The 17,867-nt window shown below is 70.0% G+C and carries 18 protein-coding genes; 9 read left to right on the top strand and 9 right to left on the bottom strand.

Translation table 11 applies throughout. From position 1 onward, the window contains the following. The first annotated feature begins 83 nt into the window (after window positions 1–83). The 4 genes from nhaA (at window position 84) to HEP85_RS22180 (ending at window position 3,326) form a co-directional block, all read left to right on the top strand. Window positions 84–1,493 carry a Na+/H+ antiporter NhaA gene (gene nhaA, locus HEP85_RS22195; RefSeq protein WP_168529276.1) on the top strand — a complete coding sequence of 470 codons (1,410 nt, stop codon included), beginning with the start codon at window positions 84–86 and terminating at the stop codon, window positions 1,491–1,493. 67 nt (window positions 1,494–1,560) lie between these two features. Continuing rightward, entirely contained in the window at window positions 1,561–2,037 is a 477-nt protein-coding gene (locus HEP85_RS22190) for a phage holin family protein (RefSeq protein WP_168529275.1), read from the top strand. Beyond that, complete coding sequence (locus HEP85_RS22185) at window positions 2,034–2,984, top strand: alpha/beta fold hydrolase (RefSeq protein WP_168529274.1); 951 nt, start codon at window positions 2,034–2,036, stop codon at window positions 2,982–2,984. The genes HEP85_RS22190 and HEP85_RS22185 overlap by 4 nt, the downstream gene beginning before the upstream one ends. Before the next feature lie 162 nt (window positions 2,985–3,146). Then, a complete protein-coding gene (locus HEP85_RS22180) occupies window positions 3,147–3,326 on the top strand; it encodes a hypothetical protein (protein WP_153289398.1) in 180 nt (59 codons plus the stop codon). A 165-nt stretch (window positions 3,327–3,491) separates the two neighbouring features. On the opposite strand, the gene HEP85_RS22175 is transcribed toward HEP85_RS22180, so the two are convergent. The 3 genes from HEP85_RS22175 to nth all read right to left on the bottom strand — a co-directional run bounded on the left by HEP85_RS22175 (window position 3,492) and on the right by nth (window position 6,601). Beyond that, complete coding sequence (locus HEP85_RS22175; protein ID WP_168529273.1) at window positions 3,492–4,691, bottom strand: MarP family serine protease; 1,200 nt, start codon at window positions 4,689–4,691, stop codon at window positions 3,492–3,494. Window positions 4,692–4,704: 13 nt separating this feature from the next. Beyond that, on the bottom strand, window positions 4,705–5,457 hold the full coding sequence (locus HEP85_RS22170; RefSeq protein ID WP_248002036.1) for a CoA pyrophosphatase: 753 nt from the start codon (window positions 5,455–5,457) through the stop codon (window positions 4,705–4,707). Between the two features lie 82 nt (window positions 5,458–5,539). After that, window positions 5,540–6,601 carry an endonuclease III gene (gene nth, locus HEP85_RS22165; RefSeq protein WP_168529272.1) on the bottom strand — a complete coding sequence of 354 codons (1,062 nt, stop codon included), beginning with the start codon at window positions 6,599–6,601 and terminating at the stop codon, window positions 5,540–5,542. Window positions 6,602–6,937: 336 nt separating this feature from the next. Between nth and HEP85_RS22160 the strand changes: the two genes are divergently transcribed. Together HEP85_RS22160 and HEP85_RS22155 are read left to right on the top strand one after the other, a co-directional pair. Continuing rightward, complete coding sequence (locus HEP85_RS22160) at window positions 6,938–7,612, top strand: Crp/Fnr family transcriptional regulator (protein WP_016642758.1); 675 nt, start codon at window positions 6,938–6,940, stop codon at window positions 7,610–7,612. Window positions 7,613–7,714: 102 nt separating this feature from the next. Next, a complete protein-coding gene (locus HEP85_RS22155) occupies window positions 7,715–8,521 on the top strand; it encodes a nucleotidyltransferase domain-containing protein (RefSeq protein WP_248002035.1) in 807 nt (268 codons plus the stop codon). A gap of 71 nt (window positions 8,522–8,592) precedes the next feature. On the opposite strand, the gene HEP85_RS22150 is transcribed toward HEP85_RS22155, so the two are convergent. From HEP85_RS22150 to HEP85_RS22135, 4 genes are all read right to left on the bottom strand, one after another. After that, on the bottom strand, window positions 8,593–9,423 hold the full coding sequence (locus tag HEP85_RS22150; protein WP_168529270.1) for an MBL fold metallo-hydrolase: 831 nt from the start codon (window positions 9,421–9,423) through the stop codon (window positions 8,593–8,595). After that, the gene (locus tag HEP85_RS22145; protein ID WP_168529269.1) at window positions 9,420–10,289 is read right to left on the bottom strand and encodes an NUDIX domain-containing protein; all 870 of its coding nucleotides are present in this window, start codon (window positions 10,287–10,289) and stop codon (window positions 9,420–9,422) included. Before HEP85_RS22145 ends, HEP85_RS22150 begins: the two co-directional genes overlap by 4 nt. 374 nt (window positions 10,290–10,663) lie before the next feature. After that, on the bottom strand, window positions 10,664–11,134 hold the full coding sequence (locus HEP85_RS22140; protein WP_168529268.1) for a RidA family protein: 471 nt from the start codon (window positions 11,132–11,134) through the stop codon (window positions 10,664–10,666). Further along, window positions 11,131–11,292: a DUF4177 domain-containing protein gene (locus HEP85_RS22135; RefSeq protein ID WP_143608830.1), complete on the bottom strand. Its 162-nt coding sequence runs from the start codon at window positions 11,290–11,292 to the stop codon at window positions 11,131–11,133. Before HEP85_RS22135 ends, HEP85_RS22140 begins: the two co-directional genes overlap by 4 nt. Before the next feature lie 95 nt (window positions 11,293–11,387). On the opposite strand from HEP85_RS22135, the gene HEP85_RS22130 reads away from it, so the two are divergent. Next, window positions 11,388–12,365 (top strand): ArsA-related P-loop ATPase, encoded by a 978-nt coding sequence (locus HEP85_RS22130; RefSeq protein WP_168529267.1) that lies wholly within the window; start codon window positions 11,388–11,390, stop codon window positions 12,363–12,365. Next, complete coding sequence (locus HEP85_RS22125) at window positions 12,362–13,933, top strand: ArsA family ATPase (protein ID WP_168529266.1); 1,572 nt, start codon at window positions 12,362–12,364, stop codon at window positions 13,931–13,933. The genes HEP85_RS22130 and HEP85_RS22125 overlap by 4 nt, the downstream gene beginning before the upstream one ends. Window positions 13,934–14,188: 255 nt before the next feature. Here the strand turns inward: HEP85_RS22125 and wblA are convergent, their stop codons facing one another. Continuing rightward, window positions 14,189–14,527, bottom strand: a complete 339-nt coding sequence (wblA, locus tag HEP85_RS22120) for a transcriptional regulator WblA (RefSeq protein ID WP_028799159.1) — start codon at window positions 14,525–14,527, stop codon at window positions 14,189–14,191. Window positions 14,528–14,934: 407 nt separating this feature from the next. Between wblA and HEP85_RS22115 the strand changes: the two genes are divergently transcribed. Next, window positions 14,935–17,196 (top strand): transglycosylase domain-containing protein, encoded by a 2,262-nt coding sequence (locus tag HEP85_RS22115; protein ID WP_168529265.1) that lies wholly within the window; start codon window positions 14,935–14,937, stop codon window positions 17,194–17,196. A 167-nt stretch (window positions 17,197–17,363) separates the two neighbouring features. On the opposite strand, the gene HEP85_RS22110 is transcribed toward HEP85_RS22115, so the two are convergent. Next, window positions 17,364–17,828: a GatB/YqeY domain-containing protein gene (locus HEP85_RS22110; RefSeq protein ID WP_168529264.1), complete on the bottom strand. Its 465-nt coding sequence runs from the start codon at window positions 17,826–17,828 to the stop codon at window positions 17,364–17,366. Window positions 17,829–17,867: the final 39 nt, after the last annotated feature.

The following is a 17,867-nucleotide window of genomic DNA, read 5'->3' as shown; positions in this document are numbered from 1 at the left end:
GTGCCGGGAAGTCTGGTCGGCAACGTCGTCGGCGACCCGCCTGACGGTCGTCAGCGAGTCGTACCGACCCGGAGGTCCCCGCCGTGGCCGCGCCCCGTCCCAGCAGCACCACCAGCAACCGCAGGTTCTTCGGACGGCTGTCCCTGCCCGAGCGGAACTTCGTGGCGGAGGCGCTGCGCACCGAGACCGTCGGCGGCGTGCTCCTGCTCGTCGCCGCGATCGCCGCGCTGGTCTGGGCCAACACCTCCCTGCGGGACAGCTACGCCGCCGTGGGCGACTTCCACTTCGGACCCGCGACCCTCGGACTGAACCTGTCCGTGCGGCACTGGGCGGCCGACGGACTGCTCGCCGTGTTCTTCTTCGTCGCCGGTATCGAACTCAAGCGCGAACTGGTGGCGGGGGACCTGCGCGACCCGAAGGCCGCGCTGCTGCCGGTCGCCGCCGCGGTCTGCGGAATGGCCGTACCCGCGCTCGTCTACGTCCTCACCAACGCCGCGGGCGAAGGATCCCTGGCCGGCTGGGCCGTGCCGACCGCCACCGACATCGCCTTCGCGCTCGCCGTGCTCGCGGTCATCGGCACGTCCCTGCCGTCCGCCCTGCGCGCCTTCCTGCTCACCCTCGCCGTCGTGGACGACCTGCTCGCGATCCTGATCATCGCGGTCTTCTTCACCGACACCCTCGACTTCGCGGCGCTCGGCGGCGCCGTCGCCGGGCTCGGTGTGTTCTGGGTGCTGCTGCGCAAGGGCGTACGAGGCTGGTACGTGTACGTGCCACTCGCCCTCGCCATCTGGGGGCTGATGTACAACAGCGGCATCCACGCCACGATCGCCGGTGTCGCCATGGGCCTGATGCTGCGCTGCCACCGGCACGAGGGCGAGGAGCACTCGCCCGGCGAGCACGTGGAGCATCTCGTGCGGCCCCTTTCCGCCGGACTCGCCGTGCCGCTGTTCGCGCTGTTCAGCGCGGGTGTCGTGGTCTCGGGCGGAGCGCTGGGGGACGTGTTCACCCGACCCGAGACGCTGGGTGTCGTCCTCGGACTCGTCGTCGGCAAGTCCGTCGGCGTCTTCGGCGGCACCTGGCTCACGGCCCGGTTCACCAGGGCCTCACTCAGCGACGAGCTCGCCTGGCCCGACGTCTTCGCCGTCGCGAGCCTCGCCGGAATCGGCTTCACCGTCTCCCTGCTCATCGGCGAACTGGCCTTCGCCAAGGACCCGGTGCTCACCGACGAGGTCAAGGCCGCCGTCCTGGTGGGCTCGCTCGTCGCCGCCGTACTCGCCACGGCGCTGCTGAAGATACGCAACGCCAAGTACCGTGCGCTGTGCGAGGCGGAGGAGCGCGACGAGGACAGCGACGGCATCCCCGACATCTACGAACAGGACAACCCGGCGTACCACCTGCGGATGGCCGAGATCCACGAACGGAAGGCCGCCGAGCACCGAAGGCTTGCCGAAGTAACGGGCGGGGCAAGCGAGGAGAACGACCGTCCGGCATGATCTGACCAGACGACACAAACACCCGCAGAAGCCAGACGGTACACATATGCAGAAGAGGGAGTCCGCGATGAGCGCACCCGACGGCAGCCCGGTCGGCGCCGAACGCAGCGTCGGTCAGCTGTTCGCCTCGGCGACGACCGAGATGTCCGCACTGGTGCACGACGAGATCGCACTGGCGAAGGCGCAGCTCAAGCGGGACGTCAAGCGCGGTGGGGTCAGCGGTGGCGCGTTCGCGGCGGCCGGGGCGGTGCTGATCTTCTCCCTCCCCATGCTGAGCTTCGCGCTGGCGTACGGCATCCGGACCTGGACCGACTGGAACCTCGCGATCTGCTTCGTCCTGTCGTTCGCGGCGAACGTGCTGGTCGCCGCCGTCCTCGCGCTGATCGGTGTGGTCTTCGCGAAGAAGGCCAAGAAGGGCAAGGGACCGCAGAAGGTCGCCGCTTCGGTGAAGGAGACGGCGGGCGTCCTGCACAACGCCAAGCCGCACCCCCGGCCGGCGCCGGTCGAGGACGGCCTGGAAGCTGTGGCACGCTCATCCTCATGACGGACCCCGCCACACCTTCGGCGCAACCCACCTCGGTCGTACGCCTCGACATCCCCGGCGCCCAAGAGGTGACCCACCGGGACGTCGCCGCCAACGGCGCACGCTTCCACATCGCCGAGATGGGCGACGGGCCCCTGGTCCTGCTGCTGCACGGGTTCCCCCAGTTCTGGTGGACCTGGCGCCGGCAGCTGGTGGCGCTCGCCGACGCCGGGTTCCGTGCCGTGGCCATGGATCTGCGGGGCGTCGGCGGGAGCGATCGCACACCGCGCGGTTACGACCCCGCCAACCTCGCACTCGACATCACCGGGGTCGTACGGTCCCTCGGTGAGCCCGACGCCGCGCTGGTCGGGCACGATCTGGGCGGGTATCTGGCGTGGACGGCGGCCGTGATGCGCCCCAAGCTGGTGCGCCGGCTCGTCGTCTCCTCGATGCCGCACCCCCGGCGCTGGCGTTCGGCGATGCTCTCCGACGTCCGGCAGACCTCCGCGAGTTCGTACATCTGGGGGTTCCAGCGGCCCTGGATTCCCGAGCGCCAACTCGTCGCGGACGACGGTGCCCTGGTGGGCCGTCTGCTGCGGGAGTGGTCCGGGCCGCGGCTGCCGGACGACGAGGCCGTGGACACGTACCGCCGTGCCATGTGCATCCCCTCGACGGCGCACTGCTCCGTCGAGCCGTACCGGTGGATGGTGCGGTCCATGGCACGCCCGGACGGGATCCAGTTCAACCGGCGCATGAAACGACCCGTTCGGGTGCCGACGCTGCATCTGCACGGCTCGCTCGACCCGGTCATGCGGACGCGGAGTGCCGCGGGCTCCGGGGAGTATGTCGAAGCGCCCTACCGCTGGCGGCTGTTCGACGGTCTCGGGCACTTCCCCCACGAAGAGGACCCGGTGGCGTTCTCGACCGAACTCGTCAACTGGCTGAAGGATCCCGAGCCCGACCGGTAGGTCATTTCCAGCCAGTCGGCAACCCCCTTCGGTAACCGTCCGATCGCGCCCGGTACGCGAAGGGGAACGTCTGTCCTACGAACAGCCAAATGCCTCGCGCATAGGCCAATTGGGGCCCCGAGGCGCGGTTATCGACCTTGGGGCAGGGGCACACGTCGGGGTATGGGCTGGACGCACGACTACAGTGACGCACCACGCAACCGCCGCTCGGCCACGGGCCTGAGCTCCCATCAGAGGGGCACCCCGCAGCTGCCGGGCACGGGCCTCCAGGTGGGAATCCCGCGCATTCTGCGCCGTCGGGCCCGCTGGGTCTCGGTGCGATTGCGCCATCCACGCGGCTGAACCGCCGCCGCACCCGGCGACCCGCTCACTCCGATCACTCCGCGCACCCGAACGATCCGGTCACCCGAACGCGTCGGGTCGGTCGGTCGGTCGGTCCGAGGAACGTGCCGAACGCCGTAGCGGTGTGACGGACGCGGCGGACGGCGGAGGGATCGGCGGTCGCCGTCAGAGCGCGCAGCTGTCGCTGTCGACCTGCTGATTGGCCGCACGCCCCTGGGTGACGTCCGGCTGGACCTCATCGGCGGTGAGGGCGTATCCGGTGTTGGCGTCGTCGAGGGACTTCGCGAAGACCACTCCGTACACCTTGCCGTCCGGCGTCAGCAGCGGGCCGCCCGAGTTTCCCTGACGGACGGTCGCGAAGAGCGAGTAGACGTCGCGGCGCACGGTCTTGCGATGGTAGATGTCCGGACCGTTGGCCGTGATCCGGCCGCGCACACGCGCGGGTTGGACGTTGTACGCGCCGTTCTGCGGGAAGCCGGCGACGATCGCGTTGTCGCCGCTGCCCGCGTCCTGGGTGGTGAACCGCAGGGCCGGCGCGTTCAGGTTCGGTACGTCGAGGACGGCGATGTCGCGCTGCCAGTCGTACAGGACGACCTTGGCGTCGTACTTCCTGCCCTCGCCGCCGATCTGGACGGTGGGCTCGTCGACGCCGCCGACCACGTGCGCGTTGGTCATCACGCGGCGGTTGCCGAAGACGAAGCCGGTGCCCTCCAGGACCTTGCCGCAACTCTGCGCGGTCCCCATCACCTTGACGATGGAATCTCGGGCGCGGACGGCGACGGGGCTGTTCGCGAGCGCCGGGTCGGGGGGCTGGACATCGGTGATCGGTTCGTTCGCGAACGGGCTGAAGACCTGAGGGAAACCGTTCTGCGCGAGGACCGAGGAGAAGTCCGCGAACCAGGTGTCGGCCCGGGAGGGCAGCGCGCGCGAGACGCCGAGCAGCACCTTGGAGCCGCGGACCTCCTTGCCGAGTGTCGGCAGCGTCGTGCCCGCGAGGGCCGAACCGATCAGCCAGGCCACCAGGAGCATCGCGACGACGTTGACGAGGGCGCCGCCCGTCGCGTCCAGGGCGCGGGCCGGGGACCAGGTGATGTACCGGCGCAGCTTGTTGCCCAGGTGTGTGGTGAGGGCCTGGCCGACGGAGGCGCAGACGATCACGACGACCACCGCGACGACGGCGGCGGTCGTACTGACCGTGGCGTCGTCGGTGAGGGCGTCCCAGATGACGGGGAGCAGGTAGACGGCGACGAGACCGCCGCCCAGGAAGCCGATCACCGACAGGATGCCGACGACGAAGCCCTGGCGGTAGCCCACGATCGCGAACCACACGGCGGCGACCAGCAGCAGGATGTCCAGCACGTTCACGAACGACACCCTGTCACGCGCGCCAGTCGAGCGGGACCTGCTTCTCGCGGTCCCAGGGCAGCTCCCAGCCCGCGAAGTGCAGCAGACGGTCGATGATGCCCGCGGTGAACCCCCACACCAGGGCCGATTCGACCAGGAATGCCGGACCTCGGTGGCCGCTGGGGTGCACGGTCGTGGCGCGGTGCGCGGGGTCCGTGAGATCCGCCACGGGGACCGTGAAGACCCGGGCCGTCTCGGCCGGATCGACCACGCCGACCGGGGTCGGCTCGCGCCACCAGCCCAGGACGGGCGTGACCACGAAGCCGCTCACCGGGATGTACAGCTTGGGCAGGACGCCGAAGAGCTGGACACCGCCGGGGTCGAGCCCGGTCTCCTCCTCGGCCTCGCGCAGCGCGGCCCGCAGCGGCCCGTCGGCCTTCGGGTCTCCGTCCTCGGGGTCCAGGGCGCCGCCGGGGAAGGAGGGTTGTCCGGCGTGCGAGCGCAGCGAGCTGGCGCGCTCCATCAGGAGCAGTTCGGGGCCGCGGGCACCCTCGCCGAAGAGGACGAGGACGGCGGACTGCCGTCCCGCGCCGTCGGCCGGCGGCAGGAAGCGGCTCAGTTGGAGCGGCTCCACGGTCTCGACGGCGTGCACCACCGGGTCGAGCCAGGTGGGCAGGCCGTCCTTGGTCACCAGCGCGGGGGCGCCGGGCGTCGCGTGTGCGCCGGGCTCGCCGTGCGTTCCGTCGGTGCCGGGCTCGTCGTACCTGTCGATGTCGTGCGTCTCCATGTGCCTGCTGTGCGTATCGCTCGCGTGCGTCATAGCCACCCCCGTTCCGTTCTCCCCACACCGGCCGGTGTCGTGCGCGCCGTCATCCGGCGCCCAGCGGGGGTGCCGGGATGCCGCCCGCGTCGAGGTAGGCCTGCGGCGGGTTGAGGCGCTGACCGGGATAGCCGCCCTTCTCGTACTTCAGGAGCTTGCGCGCCTTCTCCGGGTCCGTCTCGCCCTCCCCGTACGCCGGGCAGAGCGGGGCGATGGGGCACGCTCCGCACGCCGGCTTGCGGGCGTGACAGATACGCCGGCCGTGGAAGATCACGTGGTGGGAGAGCATCGTCCACTCGCTCTTCGGGAAGAGCGCGCCGACCGCGGCCTCGATCTTGTCGGGCTCCGTCTCGGCGGTCCACTGCCAGCGGCGTACGAGCCGCTGGAAATGGGTGTCCACGGTGATGCCGGGGCGTCCGAAGGCGTTCCCGAGCACCACGAAGGCCGTTTTGCGACCCACACCGGGGAGTTTGACGAGGTCTTCGAGACGGCCGGGGACCTGGCCACCGAACTCCTCCGCCAACGCCCTGGAGAGCCCTATCACCGATTTGGTCTTGGCACGGAAGAAGCCCGTCGGCCGCAGGATCTCCTCGACCTCCTCGGGGTTCGCGGCGGCGAGGTCCTCGGGGGTGGGGTACTTGGCGAAGAGCGCCGGGGTCGTCTGGTTCACCCGCAGGTCGGTCGTCTGCGCCGACAGGACCGTGGCGACGACCAGTTGGAAGGGGTTCTCGAAATCCAGTTCCGGGTGGGCGTACGGGTACACCTCGGCGAGTTCGCGGTTGATACGGCGGGCTCGGCGGACGAGGGCGGTGGACGGCTCGGCGACGAGAGGCTTCTTGGCGACGGCTCTGGCGGCAGCCGTCTTCTTGGCCACGGACTTGGCGGGAGCCGCCTTCTTGGCGACGGACTTCACGGCAGCCGTCTTCTTGGCCACGGACTTCGCGGCAGCCGCCTTCTTCACGACAGCCGTCTCCTTCGCCGCGGTCTTCTTCGCCGCGGCCTTCGAGGACGTGGCCTTCTTGGTCGTCGCCGTCACCTTCTTGGCCGTTGCCGTCGCCTTCTTCGTCGTGGCTGTCGCCTTTTTGGCCGCCTTCTTCGCCGTCGGTTTCACCGGCACCGATTCTGTCGCCTTTGTCGTTTTCGTGCTTCCATCGGGGCCCTGTTCGCCCACAGCGGAATCGCGACGTACAACCACCCGCCCAGCCCCCTTGGCCTGTGCTCTCACCGGCGATTTGGACACCCGGCCAGGGTAGAGCCCAGCACCGACATCCGCCCCGGACCCAGAAGATCAGCCTCCAATTGGCCCCCTGCCGCACTGCCCGCGACGCCCGTACGGCAGACTTGTGACTGATCACACTGTTTGGACCGTCCAGCAAGATGGGGAACACGCTCCCCTGGTACCACGGGGGAGCAAGATCCCCTGAGCAGGTCGACAAGGAGAGAACTCGTGGACGACGTTCTGCGGCGCGCCCCGCTCTTCGCGGCGCTCGATGATGAGCAGGCCGCGGAGCTCCGCGCCTCCATGAGTGAGGTGACGCTCGCACGCGGCGACGCTCTCTTCCACGAGGGCGACCCCGGAGACCGCCTCTACGTGGTCACCGAGGGCAAGGTGAAGCTCCATCGCACCTCCCCCGACGGCCGGGAGAACATGCTGGCCGTCCTCGGCCCCGGTGAGCTGATCGGCGAGCTCTCGCTGTTCGACCCGGGCCCGCGCACGGCGACCGCCAGCGCGCTGACGGAGGTCAAGCTGCTGGGCCTCGGCCACGGCGACCTCCAGCCCTGGCTGAACGCGCGGCCCGAGGTGGCCGCCGCCCTGCTGCGCGCCGTCGCCCGGCGCCTGCGCAAGACCAACGACCAGATGTCCGACCTGGTCTTCTCGGACGTGCCCGGCCGGGTGGCCCGCGCGCTCCTGGACCTCTCCCGCCGCTTCGGCGTGCAGTCGGAGGAAGGCATCCACGTCGTGCACGACCTGACGCAGGAGGAGCTGGCCCAACTGGTCGGCGCGTCCCGCGAGACGGTCAACAAGGCGCTCGCCGACTTCGCGGGCCGCGGCTGGCTGCGCCTGGAGGCCCGCGCGGTGATCCTGCTGGACGTGGAGCGCCTCGCGAAGCGTTCCCGCTGACCGCCTCAGCGGTTCGCGCATGACTGAGCACAGGGGGCCATGCCGAACGGCAGGGCCCCCTGCGTGTCGCCCCACGGACGACAGCCGCCGCACGGTGGGCCCGTGAACGGCAGAGGACTGGACGACCGCGGCCGCATCGCGCGCGAGGGCTCCCTGGGACTCGTCCAGGAGGCGTTCCGGCCCGTGGTGGCCGCGGTCCGGGGCCGACTGCCGGACGTCTACGGGACGCGGATGACGAGTGCGTACCTCTACGGGTCGATTCCGCGCGGCACCGCGCGCGTGGGCCGCTCCGACCTCGACCTGTTCCTCGTCCTGCGCGAGGAGCCCACCGAGGCGGACCGGACGGACGCCAGGGCGCTCACGGAAGCGCTCGACAAGGAGTTCCCGCAGATCGACGGCGTCGGGACGCTGCTGGTGAGCCGTACGCGCCTGCTGAGCGATCTGGAGAGGTACGACCTGGGCTGGTTCGTCGCCTGCCTCTGTACGCCCCTCCTGGGCGAGGACCAAGCCGCTCACCTGCCGCGCTACCGCCCCGACTCCCTCCTGGCCCGCGAGACCAACGGCGACCTCGCCCTGCTCCTGCCACGCTGGCGCGAGCGGATCGCGGGTGCCGGCACCGAGGCGGCCAGACGGCGGCTCGTGCGCTTCATGTCGCGCCATCTCGTACGCACCGGCTTCACCCTCGTCATGCCGCGCTGGAACGGCTGGACCAGCGACCTGGGGGAGATGGCCGAGGCGTTCGGCGTGTACTACCCGCGGCGGGCCGCCGTACTGCGGGAGGCGGCCGTCCTCGGCCACGAGCCGACGGGCGACATCGCCGTACTGCGCTCGTACGTCGACGATCTCGGACCCTGGCTGGCCGAGGAGTACGCGCGCGTGCACGGCGTCAAAGCCCCCCGGCCGGACTGAGGAGAACCGGGCCGTGGGCGGCCGGCCCCGAAGGATGGTGGCCGGCCGACGGGCCCTGGATCAGGACGGCCCTAGATCAGGCCGTGCTCCCGCAGGTAGTCCAGCTGCGCCCGGACGGAGAGTTCGGCGGCGGGCCACAGCGAACGGTCCACGTCCGCGTAGACATGCGCGACGATCTGGTGCGGCGACCCGTAACCGTTCTCGACCGCCGTCTCGACCTGGGCGAGGCGATGGGCTCGATGGGCGAGGTAGAACTCGACGGCGCCCTGGGCGTCCTCGAGCACGGGCCCGTGACCGGGCAGGACCGTATGCACGCCGTCGTCGACCGCGAGCGAGCGCAGCCGCCGCAGCGAGTCGAGATAGTCGCCGAGGCGGCCGTCAGGGTGGGCCACGACGGTCGTACCGCGGCCCAGGATGGTGTCACCCGTCAGGACGGCCCGATCGGCCGGGAGATGGAAGCACAGCGAGTCGGCGGTGTGTCCGGGGGTCGGGACCACGCGCAGTTCGAGACCGCCCACGGTGACGACGTCGCCGTGCGCCAGTCCCTCGTCCCCGAGCCGCAGCGCCGGGTCCAGCGCCCGCACCTTCGTCCCCGTCAGCTCGGCGAACGACGCGGCTCCCTCGGCGTGATCGGGGTGCCCGTGCGTCAGCAGGGTCAGCGCGATCCGCTTCCCGGACTTCTCGGCCGTGTCGACGACGGCGCGCAGGTGTACGTCGTCCAGCGGTCCGGGGTCGATCACCACCGCGAGCTCGGAGTCCGGCTCCGAGACGATCCAGGTGTTGGTGCCGTCCAGGGTCATCGCGGACGCGTTGGGGGCCAGCACGTTCACGGCGCGCGGGGTGGCGGGGCCGGAGAGGGTCCCGCCTCGCGGCTGGCCGGGGAGGGCGGCGGCGTCGGTCATGCCGTGGCTCCCCCGGTGGGGACGTGCTTGGTGAACTCGTCGTGCCCGGGCCAGGCGAGGACCACTTCGCCGTTCTCCAGGCGGGCCCTGGCCAGGACGGGCGTCAGATCGCGGGCGGGCGCGGCGGCGAGCACGTCGGCCGCGCTGTCGTACGGGATGAGCTGGCGCAGGGTCGCGACGGTGGGCGGCATCATCAGGAGTTCGCCCTTGTCGTATCCGTCCGCGGCGTCCGCGGGGCGGATCCACACGGTGCGGTCGGCCTCCGTGGAGGCGTTGCGGGTGCGCTGCCCGTCCGGGAGGGCGGCCACGAAGAACCAGGTGTCGTAGCGGCGGGTCTCGAACTCCGGGGTGATCCAGCGCGTCCAGACGCCCAGGAGGTCGGATCTGAGGACCAGGCCCCTGCGGTCGAGGAACTCGGCGAAGGAGAGGTCGCGGGCGACCAGGGCCGTGCGGTCCGCCTCCCACTCGTCGCCGGTGGTGTCGCCGACCACCGAGTCAGGGGTGGGGCCCGCCAGGAGGACGCCGGCCTCCTCGTACGTCTCGCGGACCGCGGCGCAGACGACGGCCTGGGCGGACGTCTCGTCGACTCCGAGCCTGTCGGCCCACCACGCGCGCGTGGGGCCCGCCCAGCGGATCTGGTGATCGTCGTCGCGGGGGTCCACGCCGCCGCCCGGATACGCGTACGCGCCTCCGGCGAAGGCCATGGTGGTGCGTCTGCGCAGCATGTGCACCACGGGGGTGGCGTCGGTGTCCTTGAGCAGCATGACGGTGGCGGCCCGCCTGGGGGGCACCGGTGTCAGCGTGCCCTCCGCGAGCGCGCGGATCCGTTCGGGCCATTCCGGTGGATACCACTGCCCATTCGCCATGGCCGGAGGCTATCCCGAGCCGGGCGAATGTTCGAGGGGCCCGAGTCGATCAAGGGCCAGCACCGGGCCGACGGGGAGTTTCCTCGCCCCCGCCGCCCCTACCCGACCCGTCCGTTCTGGGGGCTCCGCCCCCAGACCCCCGGTCGGCCTTAAGGGCCTTGTCGTCAAACGCCGGACGGGCTGAAAATCCGCAGCCCAGGCCGGCACCATCAGCCCGTCCGGCGTTTGAGGACGAGCCCTTCGGGCAAAGCGGGGGTCCAGGGGGCGCAGCCCCTTGGCGGGGTCCGGGGCGGAGCCCCAGGGACGGGACAGGACAGGACGGGGGCGAGGAACCCTGGGCCCGGGGCACAACCCGCCCCGTCCGCCCGGAGGGCCTACGCCTCTGTCAGCTCCACCTGGATCTCGACCTCCACCGGCGCGTCCAGCGGCAGCACCGCCACCCCGACGGCACTGCGAGCGTGCACACCCTTGTCGCCGAGAACCGCGCCGAGCAGTTCACTGGCACCGTTCACGACACCGGGCTGCCCGATGAAGTCGGAGGCCGAGGCCACGAAGCCGACGACCTTCACGACCCGCGCGACACGGTCCAGGTCGCCCGCGACCGACTTCACCGCGGCCAGCGCGTTCAGCGCGCAGATGCGGGCCAGGTCCTTGGCCTCCTCGGCCGTGACCTCCGCGCCCACCTTGCCGGTCACCGGAAGCTTCCCGTCCACCATCGGAAGCTGGCCGGACGTGTAGACGTACACACCAGACCGCACGGCCGGCTGGTACGCGGCCAGCGGCGGGACGACGTCCGGCAGGGTCAGCCCGAGCTCCGCGAGCTTCGACTCGACGGCGCCGCTCATGCCGACCTCTCACGCTTCAGGTAGGCCACCAGTTGCTCGGGGTTGTTCGGTCCGGGCACGACCTGGACAAGCTCCCAGCCGTCCTCGCCCCAGGTGTCCAGAATCTGCTTCGTGGCATGGACGAGCAGCGGCACGGTTGCGTATTCCCACTTGGTCATGTGGGCGACTGTAGCCGTTGCCGCGGAGGGCCTCGCGCGCACGTTGTCCACAGCCTCCTGCGTACTCCGGCGGCGGACTGGTTAGGCTCGAAGACGTGAGCAGGCTCCAGGTCGTCAGCGGCAAGGGCGGTACCGGCAAGACCACGGTAGCCGCGGCCCTCGCGCTCGCCCTCGCTACAGAGGGCAAGCGCACTCTCCTCGTCGAGGTCGAGGGCAGACAGGGCATCGCGCAGCTCTTCGAGACAGAAGCGCTGCCCTACGAGGAGCGGAAGATCGCCGTCGCTCCGGGGGGCGGGGAGGTGTACGCCCTCGCCATAGACCCCGAACTGGCCCTTCTGGACTACCTCCAGATGTTCTACAAACTGGGGAGCGCCGGACGGGCCCTGAAGAAGCTCGGCGCCATCGACTTCGCGACCACCATCGCGCCCGGCGTCCGAGACGTCCTCCTCACCGGGAAGGCGTGCGAAGCCGTGCGCAGGAAGGACAAGAGCGGGCGGTTCGCCTACGACTACGTCATCATGGACGCGCCGCCCACCGGGCGGATCACGCGGTTCCTGAACGTCAACAACGAGGTCGCGGGGCTCGCCAAGATCGGCCCGATACACAATCAGGCACAGGCCGTGATGCGCGTCCTCAAGTCACCTGAGACGGAGGTGCACTTGGTGACGCTGCTCGAGGAGATGCCCGTCCAGGAGACCGCGGACGGTATCGCCGAGCTGCGGACGGCGAAGCTGCCGGTCGGGCGGATCATCATGAACATGGTGCGGCCCGCGCTCCTCGACGACGCCGACCTGGAGCTCACGGGCGCCGTGGCGCGCAGTGCCGTCGCCAAGTCGCTCTCCGCCGCCGGACTCGGCGGCGCCCGCCGCGGCGGGAACGCCGAGCGGCTCGTCGGCCCCCTCCTGGAGCAGGCCGAGGAGTATGCCGAGCGGCACACCCTGGAGCGCGAGCAGCGGGCCGTCCTCACGGAACAGGGCCTGCCGCTGCACGAGCTCCCGTTGCTCGCCGAGGGAATGGACCTGGCGGGCCTGTACCAACTGGCCAAGGAACTGCGTCAGCAAGGGATCTCATGAGTCCGGACCCGGCCCGCGCCCACGACTCCGCCCACACCGGCGACTCCTCCGGTACCGGCGACTCCGCCCGCACACCCGACCCGGCCCGGACGCACGATCAGGGCCGGACCCACGATCAGGGCCGGAAACAAGATCCGGTCCGTGGAATCGGGTCCGCCCGCGTCCTGGACGTCGATCCGCTGCTCGACGACGCCGGGACCCGGATCGTGGTGTGCTGCGGGTCGGGCGGCGTCGGCAAGACGACCACGGCGGCCGCTCTGGGGCTGCGCGCGGCCGAGCGGGGCCGCAAGGTGGTCGTGCTCACGATCGACCCGGCACGCCGGCTCGCCCAGTCGATGGGCATCGACTCGCTCGACAACATCCCCCGCCGGGTGAAGGGCATCGACGACTCCGCGGGCGGCGAGCTGCACGCCATGATGCTCGACATGAAGCGCACCTTCGACGAGATCGTCGAGGCGCACGCGGACGGCGAGCGGGCCGCCGCGATCCTGAGCAACCCCTTCTACCAGTCGCTCTCCGCGGGCTTCGCGGGCACGCAGGAGTACATGGCGATGGAGAAGCTCGGGCAGCTGCGGGCCCGGGACGAGTGGGACCTGATCGTCGTCGACACACCCCCGTCCCGCTCCGCGCTGGACTTCCTGGACGCCCCGAAGCGGCTCGGTTCCTTCCTGGACGGCAGGCTCATCCGGCTCCTCACCGCCCCGGCGAAGCTGGGCGGCCGCGCGGGGATGAAGTTCCTGAACGTCGGGATGTCGATGATGACCGGCACCCTGGGCAAGCTGCTGGGGGGACAACTCCTCAAGGACATGCAGACGTTCGTGGCGGCGATGGACACCACGTTCGGCGGCTTCCGTACGCGCGCGGACGCCACGTACAAGCTGCTCCAGGCGCCCGGCACGGCGTTCCTGGTGGTGGCGGCCCCGGAGCGGGACGCGCTGCGGGAAGCCGCGTACTTCGTCGAGCGGCTGGCCGCCGAGGACATGCCGTTCGCCGGCCTGGTGCTCAACCGGGTGCACGGCAGCGGCGCCGCCCAGCTGTCCGCCGAACGGGCACTCGCGGCCGCGGAGAACCTCGACGCCGCGGCGGCCGAGGACCTTGATCCCGACACCACGGAAGATCTTGACTCCGAGGCTGAAGAAAATCTTGACGAGGCCCGCATTGTGGATCAGGAGGGCGGGAAAGCTGGACTTCGTAACTCTCCCGAGACGTACGGCAGTTCAGAATCCTCCGCTTCCGCGTCATCAGATCCCGAGGCTCCCGAGGCTCCCGATGGTTCCGTCGAAGGCTCCCCCGCCGCCACGGACACCGACCGCACCGTCACCGGTCGGACCGCCACCGACCGGACCGTCGAACAGTTCACCGCAGATCTGCTGAGGCTGCATGCCGAGCGCATGCAGCTGCTCTCCCGCGAGCAGCGCACCCGTGACCGCTTCGCCGCGCGTCACCCCGAGGTGGCCGTGGCCGAAGTGGCCGCACTGCCCGGCGACGTGCACGACCTCGCGGGGTTGCGGAACATCGGGGAACGGCTCGCGGCCAATCGGCCGGAGCTGCCCGGGTCCGGCGCCTGAGCCCGCGCCGCGACCACCCGTACGGGTCCGCACCCGTTACGGGTCCGCTGTGGTGGGTCCATGGGGCCGCCTCCCGGCGGCCCGTGTGACCTTTTGATGTCGCCTGATGTCGCCTGATGTCGTGTGCCATCCATGCCGGCCCATGAGGTGCCGTGCGGCTCACGGGTCAGCTGCACCCCATGGACGCCGTACGGGCCTTGGGCGCCACGCAGGGGCGCCCCGAGTGACCGGGAGCCGTGGTCCGAGGGAAACCCCTCAGCCCACCGCCGCGTAACGCTCGTACACCTCTTCCTCGTCGAGGGGCAGCAGGCCCGCACCGCGCTCGTACTCCGTACGCGCGGTCTCCAGCAGGCGACGCCACGAGGTGACGGTGGGTCGCCTGCGCAGCAGTGCGCGACGCTCCCGCTCCGTCATGCCACCCCACACGCCGAATTCGACGCGGTTGTCGAGCGCATCGGCGAGGCACTCCGTGCGTACCGGACATCCGGTGCACACTGCCTTCGCCCTGTTCTGCGCTGCTCCTTGAACGAACAGTTCATCTGGATCGGTAGTGCGGCAGGCCGCCTGCGCACTCCAGTCGGTTACCCAGCCCATACCGGCGCCGTCCTCTCCCGAATCGAGGCTCCCCCACGGCGGCAGCGGCATATTCACCGCCGCCAGTTGAGGACGTTACGGAAGGTGGGCACAGCGCAACACCCCCTTCGGGCCCAATCTTGAATGGCCCGAACGGACTATGCGTAAGCGGCAGATCACCCGGGGGAGTGACCTGGGGACATACGTGAGTATCCCGACGAAGCGGGACAGTTCAGTTGAGTCACAACGGACGCCTGGTGACGCATGAGGCTGATTCGGACACGACCTCCCCAAAAAATTGGGGAACCTCCGGAACGATTCGGGGTCGCCGGACGTATTGATACGTGGCCGCACTGCTGTGACAGTTGAGAGCAGCTTAGGCCAAGGCATATACGCGTGTCCGGCGAATGAGAACGTAGGCTGCCCTCATGCCAAAGAAGCTCTCGGGCGGTGGTCTGTCGCCCACGCAGCAGGCCGCCAAGTTCCTCGGTGTCAGCGTGCTCGCCGGAGCAGTCATGGCCGGAATCGCGTTGCCCGCCGCGGGCGCGCTGGGCCTCGCGGCCAAGGGTTCCGTCCAGGGGTTCGACGAGATTCCCGACAACTTGAAGAGCCCCGCGCTGAGTCAGCGCACCACGATCCTGGACAACCAGGGCGGTCAGATCGCGACGGTCTACTCGCGCGACCGCACGGTGGTCGACCTCAAGAGCATCTCGCCGTACATGCAGAAGGCGATCGTCGCGATCGAGGACTCCCGCTTCTACCAGCACGGAGCGGTCGACCTGAAGGGCATCCTGCGCGCCGTGAACCAGAACGCGCAGAACGGCGGAGTGGCCCAGGGCGCGTCCACGCTCACCCAGCAGCTGGTGAAGAACTACTTCGTGGAAGAGGCCGGCGACGACCCGACGAAGGTCGCCCAGGCCACCCAGCAGACCCTCGGCCGCAAGATCCGCGAGCTCAAGTACGCGATCCAGCTCGAGGAGAAGCTCGGCAAGAAGAAGATCCTCGAGAACTACCTGAACATCACGTTCTTCGGCGAGCAGGCCTACGGCGTCGAGGCCGCCGCCCAGCGCTACTTCTCCAAGCCCGCCAAGGACCTGAACCTCCAGCAGTCGGCTCTGCTCGCGGGCATCGTCCAGTCGCCCAGCCGGTACGACCCGGTCAACGACGAGGCCGAGGCCATCAAGCGCCGCAACACCGTCCTGCAGCGCATGGCCGAGGTGCACGACATCTCCCCGCAGGAGGCCGACGCGGCCCAGAACGCCAAGCTGGACCTGAAGGTCAGCGAGCCGAAGAACGGCTGCATCACGGCGGTCAAGGGCGCGAGCTTCTTCTGCCGGTACGTGGAGAACGTGTTCCTCACCGACCCGGTCTTCGGCAAGACCAAGGAGGAGCGGGCCAAGCTCTGGAACCAGGGCGGCCTGACCATCCGTACGACGCTCGACCCGCAGTCCCAGAAGTCCGTGCAGGACTCGATCAAGTCCCACGTCAACAAGTCGGACTCGGTCGCCACGGCAGCCACGCTGGTCGAGCCGGGGACCGGCAAGATCGTCGGTATGGGCCAGTCGAGGCCGTACGGCTACGGGAAGAACGAGACGGAGTACAACTACTCGGTCGACCGTGACATGGGCGGTTCGAACTTCGGCTTCCCGACCGGTTCGACCTTCAAGCCGTTCGTGGCCGCGGCCGCGCTGGAGCAGGGCCTGCCGCCGACGCAGGAGTACCCCGCGCCGTACAAGATGTCCTACCCCAGCCCCGTGCAGACCTGCGGCAAGCCCTGGACCAACCAGCAGAACGAGACCCTCTCGAACGAGAGCGAATCGGAGGACGGCCCCTACCCGCTGAAGACGGCGATGGCCAAGTCGGTCAACACCTACTTCGTGCAGATGATCTCGGACATCGGCATCTGCCCGGTGGTGAAGCTGACCGACAAGCTGCACGTCGTGCAGGGCAACGGCGACAAGCTGCCCGAGGTCCCCGCCATCACCCTCGGCTCCAAGGGCATCGCCCCGCTGACCATGGCGAGCGCGTACGCCACCTTCGCCTCCCGGGGCATGTACTGCACGCCGATCGCCATCGAGTCGATCACCCAGCAGGTGGACGGCAAGCAGAAGTCGCTGGAGGTCCCGAAGTCGACCTGCACGCGGGCCATGTCCGAGAAGACCGCGGACACCGTCAACACGCTGCTGAGCGGTGTGATCGACTCCGGTACGGGTCAGCAGGCCGGTCTGTCCGACCGGGCCAACGCCGGTAAGACGGGTACGACGGACGAGCGCCGCAACGCCTGGTTCGTCGGGTACACCCCGAACCTCGCGGGCGCGGTCTGGGTCGGCAGCCCCAAGCAGAACGTCAAGATGACGAACATCAACATCGGCGGCGTCTACCACTCCCTCGTCTACGGCGGCGAGGTGCCGGGCCCGATCTGGAAGGACGCCATGACGGGTGCCCTCGTGGGCAAGGACTCCCCCTCCTTCAACATGATCGACATCCCCGATCCGGAGCCGGAGGACAGGGACCACGGCGACGACGGGGATGACCATGGCGACGGGGGCGACGACGACCACCAGGGCAACACCATCGACGGGAACAACGGCAGCAACGGGAACGGCGGCAAGTTGCCGACGCCTTCCTTCTCGATCCCCCAGGGCTTCATCCAGGGGCAGAACGGCACCGGAGGACGCCACCACGGGTAATCCCCCGCCGGTCCCCTCGGGGGCCGGGCGAAGGGATCCCCGGAAGAGGACGCACTGAAAGAGGGACGCCACCACGGTGGCGTCCCTCTCGGCATCCCTCTGGGTCTCTGGGCGTCGCTCTCGGCTTCCCTCTCGACGTCCCTCTCGACGTCCTCGGCGCGGAGGCCTCAGCCGGCGAGCAGCTTCTTGACCACGGCGGCGACCCGGCCGCCCTCGGCCAGGCCCGCGACCTTGGGGTTGACGATCTTCATGACCTGACCCATGGCACGCGGCCCCTCGGCGCCCGCCGCCCTGGCCTCCTCGACGGCCTGCCCGACGATCTGCTGGAGCTCCTCGTCGGAGAGCTGCTTGGGCAGGTACGTGGCGAGGATCTCGCCCTCCGCCTTCTCCCGCTCGGCCGACTCGGGCCGGCCACCCTGCGCGAAGGCGTCCGCGGCCTCACGGCGCTTCTTCGCCTCGCGGGTGATCACTTTCTGTACCTCGTCGTCGGAGAGCTCGCGCTTCGTCTTGCCGGCGACCTCTTCCTTGGTGATCGCGGAGAGGGTCAGCCGGAGCGTGGCGGAGCGGAGCTCGTCGCGCTCCTTGATGGCGGCGTTGAGGTCTTCCTGCAGCTTCGACTTGAGCGTGGTCATGCCGACGATTGTCGCAGGTGTGGTGGCGCGGTCGCCCGC

This window comes from Streptomyces sp. RPA4-2 (genome assembly GCF_012273515.2).
Classification (GTDB): domain Bacteria; phylum Actinomycetota; class Actinomycetes; order Streptomycetales; family Streptomycetaceae; genus Streptomyces; species Streptomyces kaempferi.
Note: the sequence above shows the minus strand (reverse complement) of the source record. Positions and strands in the feature narration are given on the sequence as shown.

Excerpts from the sequence above, each read along its gene's own strand:
- HEP85_RS22110 (WP_168529264.1), bottom strand. The coding sequence starts at position 17,828 with ATGACCACGCTCAAGTCGAAGCTGCAGGAAGACCTCAACGCCGCCATC.
- HEP85_RS22190 (WP_168529275.1), top strand. The coding sequence starts at position 1,561 with ATGAGCGCACCCGACGGCAGCCCGGTCGGCGCCGAACGCAGCGTCGGT.
- HEP85_RS22180 (WP_153289398.1), top strand. The coding sequence starts at position 3,147 with ATGGGCTGGACGCACGACTACAGTGACGCACCACGCAACCGCCGCTCG.
- HEP85_RS22185 (WP_168529274.1), top strand. The coding sequence starts at position 2,034 with ATGACGGACCCCGCCACACCTTCGGCGCAACCCACCTCGGTCGTACGC.
- HEP85_RS22170 (WP_248002036.1), bottom strand. The coding sequence starts at position 5,457 with ATGGAGACGCACGACATCGACAGGTACGACGAGCCCGGCACCGACGGA.
- HEP85_RS22115 (WP_168529265.1), top strand. The coding sequence starts at position 14,935 with ATGCCAAAGAAGCTCTCGGGCGGTGGTCTGTCGCCCACGCAGCAGGCC.
- HEP85_RS22125 (WP_168529266.1), top strand. The coding sequence starts at position 12,362 with ATGAGTCCGGACCCGGCCCGCGCCCACGACTCCGCCCACACCGGCGAC.
- HEP85_RS22135 (WP_143608830.1), bottom strand. The coding sequence starts at position 11,292 with ATGACCAAGTGGGAATACGCAACCGTGCCGCTGCTCGTCCATGCCACG.
- HEP85_RS22145 (WP_168529269.1), bottom strand. The coding sequence starts at position 10,289 with ATGGCGAATGGGCAGTGGTATCCACCGGAATGGCCCGAACGGATCCGC.
- wblA (WP_028799159.1), bottom strand. The coding sequence starts at position 14,527 with ATGGGCTGGGTAACCGACTGGAGTGCGCAGGCGGCCTGCCGCACTACC.
- HEP85_RS22150 (WP_168529270.1), bottom strand. The coding sequence starts at position 9,423 with ATGACCGACGCCGCCGCCCTCCCCGGCCAGCCGCGAGGCGGGACCCTC.
- HEP85_RS22140 (WP_168529268.1), bottom strand. The coding sequence starts at position 11,134 with ATGAGCGGCGCCGTCGAGTCGAAGCTCGCGGAGCTCGGGCTGACCCTG.